The sequence below is a fragment of the Flavobacterium sp. Sd200 genome (assembly GCF_009826935.1).
Lineage (GTDB): Bacteria > Bacteroidota > Bacteroidia > Flavobacteriales > Flavobacteriaceae > Flavobacterium.
In genome coordinates, this window is record NZ_WUMN01000004.1 from 252,542 (window position 1) to 264,855 (window position 12,314).

Annotated in this window: 12 protein-coding genes; 4 read left to right on the forward strand and 8 right to left on the reverse strand. The window is 40.6% G+C overall.

Going from position 1 to position 12,314, the window contains the following annotated elements:
- Nucleotides 1-103: 103 nt before the first annotated feature.
- The gene (locus GR160_RS13035) at nucleotides 104-1,156 is read left to right on the forward strand and encodes an NAD(P)/FAD-dependent oxidoreductase (protein WP_160750315.1); all 1,053 of its coding nucleotides are present in this window, start codon (nucleotides 104-106) and stop codon (nucleotides 1,154-1,156) included.
- A 91-nt stretch (nucleotides 1,157-1,247) separates the two neighbouring features.
- Entirely contained in the window at nucleotides 1,248-1,574 is a 327-nt protein-coding gene (locus GR160_RS13040) for a ferredoxin (protein ID WP_160750316.1), read from the forward strand.
- Between the two features lie 130 nt (nucleotides 1,575-1,704).
- Here GR160_RS13040 and infB read toward each other — a convergent pair whose 3' ends face one another.
- The 3 genes from infB to rimP form a co-directional block, all read right to left on the reverse strand.
- Complete coding sequence (infB, locus tag GR160_RS13045) at nucleotides 1,705-4,641, reverse strand: translation initiation factor IF-2 (RefSeq protein WP_160750317.1); 2,937 nt, start codon at nucleotides 4,639-4,641, stop codon at nucleotides 1,705-1,707.
- 66 nt (nucleotides 4,642-4,707) lie between these two features.
- Nucleotides 4,708-5,949 carry a transcription termination factor NusA gene (gene nusA, locus GR160_RS13050; RefSeq protein WP_160750318.1) on the reverse strand — a complete coding sequence of 414 codons (1,242 nt, stop codon included), beginning with the start codon at nucleotides 5,947-5,949 and terminating at the stop codon, nucleotides 4,708-4,710.
- A 20-nt stretch (nucleotides 5,950-5,969) separates the two neighbouring features.
- Nucleotides 5,970-6,437 carry a ribosome assembly cofactor RimP gene (gene rimP, locus GR160_RS13055; protein ID WP_160750319.1) on the reverse strand — a complete coding sequence of 156 codons (468 nt, stop codon included), beginning with the start codon at nucleotides 6,435-6,437 and terminating at the stop codon, nucleotides 5,970-5,972.
- A 172-nt stretch (nucleotides 6,438-6,609) separates the two neighbouring features.
- Between rimP and GR160_RS13060 the strand changes: the two genes are divergently transcribed.
- Nucleotides 6,610-7,437, forward strand: a complete 828-nt coding sequence (locus GR160_RS13060; protein WP_160750320.1) for a universal stress protein — start codon at nucleotides 6,610-6,612, stop codon at nucleotides 7,435-7,437.
- Nucleotides 7,438-7,500: 63 nt separating this feature from the next.
- Here GR160_RS13060 and GR160_RS13065 read toward each other — a convergent pair whose 3' ends face one another.
- The 5 genes from GR160_RS13065 to GR160_RS13085 all read right to left on the reverse strand — a co-directional run bounded on the left by GR160_RS13065 (nucleotide 7,501) and on the right by GR160_RS13085 (nucleotide 11,473).
- Nucleotides 7,501-7,812: a type II toxin-antitoxin system RelE/ParE family toxin gene (locus GR160_RS13065; protein WP_160750321.1), complete on the reverse strand. Its 312-nt coding sequence runs from the start codon at nucleotides 7,810-7,812 to the stop codon at nucleotides 7,501-7,503.
- On the reverse strand, nucleotides 7,803-8,045 hold the full coding sequence (locus tag GR160_RS13070; protein WP_160750322.1) for a hypothetical protein: 243 nt from the start codon (nucleotides 8,043-8,045) through the stop codon (nucleotides 7,803-7,805). The genes GR160_RS13065 and GR160_RS13070 overlap by 10 nt, the downstream gene beginning before the upstream one ends.
- 176 nt (nucleotides 8,046-8,221) lie before the next feature.
- A complete protein-coding gene (locus GR160_RS13075) occupies nucleotides 8,222-9,544 on the reverse strand; it encodes an ATP-binding protein (protein ID WP_160750323.1) in 1,323 nt (440 codons plus the stop codon).
- Nucleotides 9,545-9,688: 144 nt separating this feature from the next.
- Entirely contained in the window at nucleotides 9,689-9,847 is a 159-nt protein-coding gene (locus GR160_RS13080; RefSeq protein WP_160750324.1) for a hypothetical protein, read from the reverse strand.
- Nucleotides 9,848-9,934: 87 nt separating this feature from the next.
- Nucleotides 9,935-11,473 carry a GH3 auxin-responsive promoter family protein gene (locus tag GR160_RS13085; protein WP_160750325.1) on the reverse strand — a complete coding sequence of 513 codons (1,539 nt, stop codon included), beginning with the start codon at nucleotides 11,471-11,473 and terminating at the stop codon, nucleotides 9,935-9,937.
- Between the two features lie 40 nt (nucleotides 11,474-11,513).
- On the opposite strand from GR160_RS13085, the gene GR160_RS13090 reads away from it, so the two are divergent.
- Entirely contained in the window at nucleotides 11,514-12,308 is a 795-nt protein-coding gene (locus tag GR160_RS13090) for a DUF2797 domain-containing protein (protein ID WP_160750326.1), read from the forward strand.
- Nucleotides 12,309-12,314 lie beyond the last annotated feature (6 nt).

Here is a 12,314-nt window from a genome sequence, read left to right on the forward strand (position 1 = left end):
GCCCGTTTTTAAAATACATAGCGTTAGCTGATATTTATCATAATTTTTAAAAGCAATTTTGGGCAACTTTGTCATGAAATTGCTTTTAGCACATATAAACGTAATGATTACAACAGATATATTGATTATTGGCGCAGGCCCTACAGGCTTGTTTGCTGTTTTTGAAGCCGGACTTTTAAAACTTAAATGCCATATTATAGACGCGCTTCCGCAAATAGGCGGGCAGCTGTCTGAGCTTTATCCTAAGAAACCTATATTCGATATTCCGGGTTATCCGTCGGTTTTGGCGGGTGACCTCGTAAATAACCTGATGGAGCAGATAAAACAGTTCCAGCCGGGCTTTACACTTAACGAAAAGGCAGAGACCATACAAAAACTGGAAGACGGTACGTTTTTAGTAACGACCAACAAAGGTACAGAGCATTATGCCAAAGCCGTGGCTATTGCCGGTGGGCTTGGCAGTTTTGAACCGCGCAAACCCATTATTGAAGACATTGAGTTTTATGAAGATAAAGGGGTTGAGTATTTTGTAAAAGACCCGGAACTTTTCCGTAATAAAAAAATTGTTATTGCCGGTGGCGGCGACTCTGCTTTAGACTGGAGTATTTTCCTTGCCGATGTAGCGTCTGAAGTTACGTTGGTACACCGTCGTAACGAGTTTCGCGGGGCTTTAGACTCGGTAGAGAAAGTACAGGAATTAAAAAAACAGGGTAAAATTCACCTTATTACCCCTGCCGAGGTTACAGGCATTCGCGGGGCGGAAAAGGTGGAGGAACTCGACCTTGAAATAGACGGCGCGCACACCACCATTAAGACTGATTATTTTATCCCGCTTTTTGGGCTTACTCCTAAATTAGGGGCTATTGCCAACTGGGGTCTCGAAATAGAAAAGAACGCCATTAAGGTTAACAACGCCTTAGATTACCAAACCAATATTGAGGGTATTTATGCCATAGGCGATATTAATACCTATCCTGGTAAACTGAAGCTTATATTGTGTGGTTTCCATGAAGCTACGCTTATGTGCCAGAGTGTATTCAATAAGCTGAACCCGGGCAAAAAATATGTACTTAAATATACCACTGTAAGCGGTGTAGACGGTTTTGACGGTACCCGTAAGGAAGCCGAAAAACAGGTGGTAAAGGCGATAGAATAATGTTTAAATGTTGAATGTTATAAAGTTTTAAAGTTTACCCGTGATACGTTCTTTAACTTTTAAACATTCAACATTATAACTTTAAACAAAAATGAACGAAGTTACAATAACAATAACCGATAGGGATGGCATAACCCACCAAGTGCTGGCACCTACCGATATGGCCATGAATATTATGGAGGTAGTCCGTGCTTATGAATTGGCTCCGGACGGTACTATAGGTGTGTGCGGTGGTATGGCCATGTGTGCCTCATGCCAATGCTATATACTTAATGATGTGGAATTGCCAGAAATGGGTCCCGATGAAGATGCCATGCTGAGCGAGGCTTTTAATGTAAAGCCCAACAGCCGCCTGGGATGCCAGATAAACATAACCCCCGAACTGGAAGGGCTGGCCTTAGAGCTGGCACCGGAGTAAAATATGAGAATCCCGCGCAGGCGGGATTTTTTATGCCTATTATTTAAAGGTAATGCATTGCAATTTGAACATAAAAAAAATCCCGATTGCATTGCTGCAACCGGGACCTGTTTATAATTGAAGCTCAATATTACTTAAGCTTTTTCTTAACCTCTACTTCCTGGTAAGCCTCTATAATGTCATACTCCTGTATGTCGTTATAGTTTTTAATCTGCATACCACAGTCGTAACCTTTAGACACTTCTTTAACGTCGTCTTTAAAGCGTTTAAGGGTAGCAAGCTCTCCGGTATAGATTACCACGCTGTCGCGTATAAGCCTTATTTTAGAGCTGCGGAATACCTTACCATCGGTAACCATACATCCGGCAATAGAGCCCACTTTAGAAATCTTGAATACCTCGCGTATTTCGGCAGTACCGGTAACCTCTTCTTTAAGCTCCGGCGAAAGCATGCCTTCCATTGCATCTTTAACATCGTCTATAGCGTCGTAGATGATAGAGTAGTTACGGATGTCGATTTCCTCTTTCTCTGCAAGCTGTTTGGCGTTGCCTGAAGGGCGAACGTTAAAGCCTATAATAATGGCGTCTGATGCCGATGCAAGCATAACGTCAGATTCAGTTATGGCACCTACACCTTTATGGATAATCTTGATTTCAATTTCCTCGGTAGTAAGTTTGGCGAATGAATCGGCAAGTGCCTCAACAGATCCGTCCACGTCACCTTTAATAATAAGGTTAAGCTCTTTAAACTGGCCAAGGGCAATACGCCTTCCAAGCTCGGCAAGGGTAGTGTGCTTCTTAGTACGTACCGATTGTTCGCGTATAAGCTGTGTACGTTTGGCTGCAATTTGCTTAGCCTCCCTTTCGTCTTCATATACGCCAAATTTATCACCGGCAGTAGGTGCACCGTCTAAACCTAATATAGATATAGGTGTACTTGGTCCTGCTACTTTTACATTATGACCACGCTCATCGTGCATAGCCTTAACTTTACCATGATGTTTTCCTGCAAGTACATAATCGCCTACGCGTAGAGTACCACCCTGTACAAGTACAGTTGAAACATATCCGCGGCCTTTATCAAGGAAAGCCTCTACTACAGTACCTACAGCAGCTTTGTCAGGGTTTGCTTTAAGGTCTAATATTTCGGCTTCAAGCAATACTTTTTCAAGTAGTTCTTTTATTCCGATACCTTTTTTGGCAGATATATCGTGCGATTGATATTTACCACCCCAGTCTTCAACAAGTAGGTTCATACCTGCAAGTCTCTCTTTTACTTTTTCAGGGTTAGCTGTCGGCTTATCAATTTTATTGATAGCAAATATCATAGGTACGCCTGCTGCCTGTGCGTGCGCAATTGCCTCTTTTGTTTGTGGCATTATATCGTCGTCAGCAGCAATTACAATAATAGCAATATCGGTAACCTGGGCACCACGTGCACGCATCGCGGTAAACGCTTCGTGACCCGGTGTATCAAGGAACGTGATTTTTTGACCGTTCTCGAGTGTAACACCATATGCACCGATGTGCTGGGTTATACCACCCGACTCACCTGCAATTACGTTAGCTTTACGAATGTAGTCAAGTAAAGACGTTTTACCGTGGTCTACGTGACCCATTACAGTAACTATAGGAGCACGTGGTAAAAGATCCTCTTCACGATCCTGTACCTCTTCTATATTCTCTTCAATATCTGTAGTAATAAACTCTACTTCATATCCAAACTCATCAGCAACAATGCTTAATGTTTCGGCATCAAGTCTTTGGTTCATGGTAACCATTATACCTAACGACATACAGGTCATGATAACCTTAGTAATAGGCACATCCATCATGGTAGCAATTTCACCAACAGTTACAAATTCTGTAACCTTAATTGTTTTGCTGCCTTCGTCAAGTGCTCTTTGTTCGTCGTCAGACCTTTGGCGGTGTGTATCACGCTTATCTCTTCTGTATTTAGCAGCCTTAGATTTGCCGCCTTTACCCTGAAGTTTTTCAAGCGTTTCACGAATTTGGTTTTTAACCTCTTCTTCGGTAGGTTCTACTTTACTAACAATAGCCGGACGTGGTTTGTTGCCAAACTTATTACCTCCCTGCTGGCCTCCGCCTGTGTTAGGTCTTATAGGACCTGCACCTCCCGGACGGTTGTTACCGCCGCCCTGGCCCTGTTGTGGCCTGTTTTGGTTGTTAGGGTTAGGAGTAATCCTTTTTCTTTTGTTTTTATCGCCCTGAGAATTATTGTTCCCGCCGGGTTTTATACTGCCACCCTGACCTTTAGGCTCTTCTTTTTTCTTTTTCGGTTTGTTAAACTGAGAAAGGTCTATAGTTTGGCCTGTAAAGGTTGTACCGCTAAGTTTTTGGTACTGTGTTTTTATTGTATCGTCTTCCGGAGATGGGGTTGCATCTGCAGGTGGTGTTTGTACCGCCTGTACCGGTTTTTGTGCCGGTGTAATAGCCGGTTTTTTTACTTCAGCAGGAGCTGCCTGTTGCTGTACAGGGGCAGGAGTTGCTTTTTTCTCTTCTTTAACCTGAGGCTGCTGTTGAGGCTGTTCTTGCACTTTGGGCTGCTCAGGCTGCTTTTGCGCAACCGGAGCCTCTTGTGCAGGTTTCTCTGCAACAGGCTCTGGTTTTTGTACCTGAGGTTCCTGTTTTGGTGCCGCTTCCTGTTTTACCGGAGCACTGTCTGAAGCGGGCTCAGCTTTTTTAGGATTAAGGTCTATTTTGCCTACTGCTACCGGACCGGATAATGAGGCTTTTGCCCTTATAACTTCCTGTCTTTGTTTTTCCTCTTCCTGCTTTCTTTTTTCTTCCAGCTCTTTCTCTCTCTCTATGCGCAGCGCTTCCTTTTCTTTCCTTTTTTCCTCGCCTACTTCAAGGGATGCAGCTTTGTTACCCTTGTCGGCAGAAAACTGGTTGAAAAGGGCATTATATTCCTGACCGGAAATCTTGGCATTGGGGCTAGCCTCGATTATGTGGCCCTTATCTTTAAGGAACTCCACAGCCCTGTCCAGAGAAATATTTAATTCCCTTAAAACTTTGTTAATTCTTATTGCTCTTTCTTCAGACATAAATTTTTATTACTGTTATCTTCAATCGTTGTGTTGTTGTTTGCGGAAAGGTAGCCGGACGATTTTTTAATCTTCAAATTCGTCTTTAAGTATCCTTATCACTTCAAGGATGGTTTCTTCTTCAAGATCGGTCCTTCTCACAAGGTCGTTTACATCCTGGTTCAGTACGCTTCTTGCAGTGTCAAGGCCAATTTTTGCAAACTCTGAAATGATCCATTCATCTATTTCATCAGAGAACTCTGTTAATTCAACGTCCTCATCCTCGGCAGCATTGCCTTCACGGATTACATCAAGCTCATAGCCGGTTAACAAACCTGCCAGTTTAATATTATGACCACCACGGCCAATAGCTTTAGATACCTCTTCCAGTTTAAGGAAAACATCTGCCCTGTGGTTCTCTTCGTTTAATTTGATAGAAGAAACTTTGGCAGGGCTCAGCGCCCTTGATATATAAAGCTGCGTGTTGGCAGTATAGTTAATAACGTCTATGTTTTCGTTGCCAAGTTCGCGCACTATACCGTGTATCCTGGATCCTTTCATACCCACACAGGCGCCTACTGGGTCTATCCTGTCATCATAAGAATCTACAGCTACTTTTGCTTTTTCGCCAGGAATCCTTACTACTTTTTTAACGGTTATAAGTCCGTCTGCCACTTCAGGAATTTCCTGTTCGAACAGTTTCTCAAGGAAAAGCTCGCTTGTGCGCGACATAATAATCTGCGGCTTATTTCCTTTAAGTTCTACGTTTTCTATAATACCCCGAACGTTATCTCCTTTTCTAAAAAAGTCGCTTGGTATTTGTTTTTCTTTAGGCAATACAATTTCATTACCCTCATCATCCACCAAAATTACGGCTTTTGGCCTTACGTGGTGCACTTCAGCGGTATAAATATCGCCAATAATATCTTTAAATTGCTTATAAAGGTTGGTGTTGTCGTGCTCGTGTATCTTAGAGATAAGGTTTTGGCGCAGCGCAAGTATAGCCCTGCGACCCAGTTGGATAAGCTTAACTTCTTCAGATACATCTTCGCCTACTTCAAAATCCGGCTCTATCCTGCGTGCTTCTGTAAGCGAAATTTCAGAGTTGGGATCTTCCACTTCACCATCGGCAACCACTACGCGGTTTCTCCATATCTCCATATCTCCCTTGTCAGGATTAATGATAATATCAAAGTTATCATCAGACCCGTATTTCTTTTTCAATGCATTCCTGAAAACATCTTCCAGTATCGCCATCAGCGTAACGCGATCTATAAGTTTATCATCTTTAAACTCTGAAAACGAATCTATTAATGCCAGATTTTCCATGCCAACTTCTCTTTATTTTTTTAAAATTTTATTACAACAACAGCTTCCTTAATATCCGTATAGGCAATTTCTTGCTTTTTTTGTACGGTCTCTTTTCCTTTGCCTATCTGTTTAGGCTCGCGGGCAGTCCACTCAAGCACAATGCCGTTTTCGCCGGCTTCTGTAAGGTCTGCTTCTATCTCTTTATTATCGTTAGTTTTTACAAGCACTATCCTTCCAATATTTTTTGCAAACTGTCTTGGAAATTTTAGTGGGCTTGTAGCTCCGGCCGATGCCACCTCCAGCGAAAAATCTTCTTCTTCCCTGTCAAGGTTGTGTTCTATAGCGCGGCTAATATTTATACAATCCTGCAACGTAACGCCGTTGTCGCCATCAAGCGTAACGTTTATTTTATTACCAGAGCCTATGGTTAAGTCAATCAAAAACAGGCTAGGGTGCTCTTCAAGGCCAGCATTAAGCAATGCGGCAACTTTTTCTTTAAATGTCATATTTGTATAAAAAGAGGGGACTTTTGTCCCCTCATTATTTAGCTTTTATTAAATAACACTGCAAATATACAAATTATTTTTATATCTTGAAAATCATTGGGTAATGTAAAAATTATTCTTACCTTTATATTGTTAAAATTCCAGCCAAAATTGTTAACTATTTAAACACATTATGAAAAAGATTTTAGTCCCTACAGACTTTTCAGAACATGCCGAATATGCCCTTAAAGTGGCGGCACAAATTGCCCGTGAAAATGACGGTGAGATATTTTTGCTTCACCTTTTAGAGCTTCCGGGCGAAGAAAGCGATGCTGTTACTGCCGGAGCCGAAGTGCCTGAGATTTTGTTTTTTATGCAAAAAGCACACGAGCGTTTTGAAGAAGTAAAATCGGCAGAATATCTGGATGGCCTTGTGGTTACAGAAAATGTAAGCATCAACAGGGCGTTTGACGGTATACTGAAAGTAAGTAAGGAAAATGATATAGACCTTATTGTTATGGGATCTCATGGAGCAAGCGGTTTCCATGAAATGTTTATTGGCTCTAATACAGAGAAGGTAGTAAGGGTGTCTGAAGTTCCTGTACTTGTGATCAAGAAAGAGGAAGGTGCCTTTAATCCTGAAAAATTTGTATTTGCCTCTAATTTTACAAGCGAGATAAAGAAGCCTTTTGCTAAAGTGGTAGATTTTGCCAACAGCTTTAAATCTAAACTGCAATTAGTGTACATAAACACGCCTAACGATTTTAAATCGACACACGCGGCCGAGAAAATTATACACGATTTTGTTGCAGGCTTTACTATAGAGAACGGCTACACCAGCCACATTTATAACGATGTGAATATAGAAAAAGGTGTGCTGCATTTTGCTAACAGCATTAACGCCGACCTTATTGGTATTTGCACACACGGCCGCCAGGGCATTGCGCACTTTTTTAATGGTAGCGTGAGTGAGGACCTTGTTAACCATGCGGTAAGGCCGGTGGTTACTTTTAAAATATAAATTCCTGTTATTAAGTATTCTATTTTTAAGATAAAACCATCCTGAAAGGGATGGTTTTTTATTTTACAGATTTATTTTTTCTGGATTTTGTCTTGTGTCATAAACGGTTATAATTTCTAACCGCCGTTTAGGGTGGTTTATCCAATAAATTATTTTATAATTAGAGTAGATCAGATATCTAAATGTTTTGTCACTCCCTTTTAGCAATTCTTCCTGTTGTCCAATCTCAGGATTTTTATCTAAGTCAATAGTCTGGTTAATTATTCCGGTTACTATTTTGCGTGCAGTTTTAACCCCTGCTTTATATTTGTAGTAATAAAAAATATCTTCAAGTTTTTCTTCAGCAAATTCAGTCCAGTAAATACTTAACTCCATTTTTGTGCCTTGGCTATCAAATCATTTGCACTCACTACTTTGTTGCTTTCAGAGTCTTCTATTGATTTGTCTATGTCGCTGTGAAATTTTTGAAGGCTCATTGGTTGAAGTTCTTTTTCAAAAAGTTCAGTTTTATTTTTTCTGAGCAGAGCTTCTAAACTGCTTATTATTTTTTCGTTTTCAATTCTGAGAAATTCCTGAACGAAATTTATTTTACGCGCTTCTAAATCCATAGCTTTAGTTTTATGTCAAAAATAATCAATTTTATAATTTATTATTAAATGATTGCTGATATTAACTTTTGAAAGAATAGCCTATTGATTGTGTGAAATTATTTTATTTATAAAATATTGGAATTTCTCTAATTGTAAGTTATTTAAGTTTTAATCAGTACTTAAAGATGACTTATTTAAACCGGTATCAATATCTTAAACTCTGTACCCTCATCAGGCGCACTTTCAACAAAAATATAGCCTTTGTGGTTGTCTATAATTTTCTTTACAATGGCAAGCCCAATACCTGTACCAATTTGCAGGTCTTTGGTTTCAAGTCGCTGAAAAAGCTCAAATATCTTTTCGCTGTATTTGTTCTCAAAACCAATGCCGTTGTCTTTAACCGATATATAGTGATATGTTTTCTCCCTCGCTCCGGTTATACCCGATTCTAAACGGGTTTCCAGCCTGTAGTCTATAATAATTTCCGGTATTGTATCCGCACGGGAGAACTTTAGTGAATTGGATAGTAAATTGTAAATTACCTGCCTGAACTGAAATGCAATAGCATTAAAGTGCGCATCAGCAGTTAGTGTAATTTGGGCATTGCGCTGTTTAATATCCTCTTCAAGATCATGCAACACATCATTAACCACGGCCTGTAGTGATATTTCGGTAAAATTCTTTTTATCGAGCGTAGTGCGCGAGTAGGCAAGGAGGTCTTTTATAAGATGGCTCATGCGCGATGATGCCTTGCCTATCTTTAAAAAATATTCCTTACCTTTTTCAGAGAGATTATCAAACTCCCGCTCTGCTATAAGCGATGTAAAGGTTTGTATCTTTCTTAGTGGTTCCTGCAGGTCGTGACTGCTTATATAGTTAAAAGCCTGTAACTCTTTGTTGGTTTTTTCAAGCTGTACTTTTTGCCCCTCAATTTGGGCAATACGTGCGCTTACAATACCGTCAAGGTTTTGTGCTTTTAGTTCCAGTAACTCTTTTTTTAGGTTGAGTTCTACATTGGTTTTGCGAAGCTCAAGCAATTTCATTACCTGTCCGGCCAGTATTTTCATGGCTTTAAGCTGGTCTTCGCTAAGTTCGCGGGGTTTGCGGTCTATTACACAAAAAGAACCAAGCCCGTATCCGTTTTCAGATACCAGTGGCACACCGGCATAAAAAACCACATTGGGTTCGCCTACTACAAAGGGGTTGTCTTTAAAACGATCATCAAGTCGGGAGTCTGGCACTATCATAGTTTCGTTGGGCGAAAGTATAGCATGCGAACAAAACGAATGCTGCCTGTGGGTTTCTTCACCGTCAAGGCCATGAGTAGCCTTAAACCACTGGCGGTCTTTATCTACAAAGCTAATGAGTGCCATAGGTACATCGCAAATAATAGAAGCCAGGGTAACGATATCATCGTAGTCTTTTTCATGAAGACTGTCCAGTATATCATAACTTCTCAGTTCTTTAAGCCTCTGTTTTTCGTTTTCCGGTGTTTGCCCGTAGATGTTTGCATTCATATTTCAAACATAATAAAAATACCAGTATATTTCAATTAGTAAAAAGTTAATTGCTAACTAAATATTTAATTTGATATCGTTTAAAATAAAAAAGCAGCTAAAAATTTAATTCTTAACTGCTTTGTTTTAATTCTTTTTTAAGCCTTACGCATTCCGTTTAGTATTTGGCTGCGGAGTGGGTTTTGTTGCTTTTTGCGATTCTACAATGCATCTTCCGCTGCGGCAGCCATAGCGGTGGTGGGTAGAGCATGAGGCTAACAGCATAAGGGCAGCGCCCATTACAAATAAATACTTCTTTTTCATTAAAATCATCTTCGTTGGTATTTGCATACTATAAAGCAAACTTAATGCCAATGTTTTGTAAAACGCTGTAAGCGTATGTGTTAAATTTTAAACTCCCTCTGTAAAACTCCCCTCGCTTTGCATGGCCTTAAGTTCTTCAAGATAGCGTCTCTCGTTACTAAGCCTCGGAATTTTATGCTGTCCGCCCAGTTTGTCGTTCTCTTTTAGCCAGTCATAAAACAGTTTGGGGCGTGCCACATTAAGTACAAGCGGATTAAGCGTCATGTTGTTGTAGCGCTTGGCCTCATAGTCAGAGTTTACGCTTTGCAGTGCTTCATCAAGCAATTGCCTGAATTCTTCGGTATTTTGAGGAGCATTTTTAAATTCAATGATCCATTCATGGGCGCCTTTTTCCCTGCCTTTCATAAATACAGGTGCAACAGTATAGTCCAGCACTTCGGCACCTGTGGCTTTGCAGGCTTTGGCAAGGGCCTTATCGGTATTCTCTACCATAAGTTCTTCGCCAAAAACATTAATGTGGTGCTTGGTCCTTCCTGTAACTTTTATGCGGTATGGGTTTATAGAGGTAAACCTTACGGTATCGCCAATCATATAACGCCAAAGGCCACTGTTTGTAGTAATTACTACTGCATAGTTTTTATCTTTAACCACCTCAGCAAGCGGAATCACTTTTTGGTTTGGCGTGCCAAAACTATCCATCGGGATGAATTCATAAAAAATACCATAATCCAGCATCAGCAACAGTTCATCGCTGTCGTTGCTGTCCTGTATGGCAAAAAAACCTTCCGAAGCATTGTATATCTCGTAATACTGAAAATCGCTTTTTGGCAGTATCTTTTTGTATTGCTCACGATAGGGCTCAAAACTAACCCCACCATGAAAATACACTTCAAGGTTAGGCCATATTTCCAGCAGGTTGGTTTTACCGGTTTCTTCCATAACGCGGTTTAGCAATACCATCATCCATGAGGGTACACCCGCAAAACTGGTCACATTTTCGTGTATGGTTTCCTGTACTATGGCGGCAAGTTTACTCTCCCATTCTCCCATTAGCGATACTTTGTTGCTTGGGGTGCTGCTCATCTCTGCCCAAAAAGGCATGTTGTCTATAAGTATGGCACTCAGGTCGCCAAAAAAAGTATTATTGTCTTCATACAGTTGTTTACTGCCTCCAAGGCGAAGGCTCTTTCCGGTAAACATCTGCGAATCTTCATTATTATTGAGGTACAGGCACAGCAGGTCTTTACTGCCTGCATAATGACAGTCTTCAAGTGCTTCGTGGCTAACAGGTATAAATTTGCTTTTGGCATTGGTTGTACCGCTGCTTTTGGCAAACCATTTTATTTGGGTAGGCCAAAACACGTTTTGCTCACCTGTCCGGGTTTGTTCTATAAGCGGTTCAACGTCTTCATAAGACGATACCGGAACACGCTCTGCAAAAGTGGCATAGTTGGTTATCGATTCAAAATCGTATTTAATGCCAATAAGTGTATATTGGGCGGTGTTTAAAAGGTTGTGCAACAGTTCTTCCTGTACCTCATTAGGGTACTTCATGAACAATTCTATTTGGTGGATACGTTTTTTAAGTATCCATGATGCAATCGAATTGATAATAGGCAAGGCCATATTTTACTATCTTTATGCCATAAATATACTGAAATTTTCCATGCAATACGAAGGCGTACTTACAAAAATGCAAACCGAGGCAGGCAGCCCCATTCAATATTATCTTGTTTTTGAAAACAGCTTTTTGCACATGAACCAGTTATTGGGCAAAGACCTTGAAATTAATTTTATAGGTTTTCAGTGCCTTAACTGTGGCAAAAAGAAAAAAATATACCGCATGGGTTTTTGCTATGATTGTTTTTACAGCATACCGCAGGCGGGAGATTGGATCATGCATCCCGAGTTGAGTACTGCTCATCTTGGAGTTGCCGACCGCGACCTTGCCTATGAGCAGCGCGTGCAACTACAGCCCCACATTGTATATCTTGCAGCAAGCAGCGACATGAAAGTAGGAGTTACACGAAAGACCCAGGTACCAACCCGTTGGATAGATCAGGGCGCCAGCTATGCTATACCTTTAGTGGAAGTGCCTAACCGATATCTTGCCGGAATTACTGAGGTGGTTTTAAAGAATCATTTTTCAGATAAAATAAACTGGAAGAAAATGTTGGTTAACGATGTACCGTCTATAGATATGATAGCCCGCCGTAATGAAACCAGTTTTTTACTGCCCGATGAAGTACAGGAATATTTTGAAACCACACCCGAAAAGTTATATACACTGGAATATCCTGTATTGGAATATCCAAAAAAAATAAGCAGTCTTAACCTTAACACTTCACCCAACTGCACAGGAAAGCTTAATGGGATAAAAGGGCAGTACCTTATTTTTGAAGATGGTACCGTGTTTAATGTACGATCTTATGAGGGGTATGTGGTGCAGATAAATGTGTAACCTATG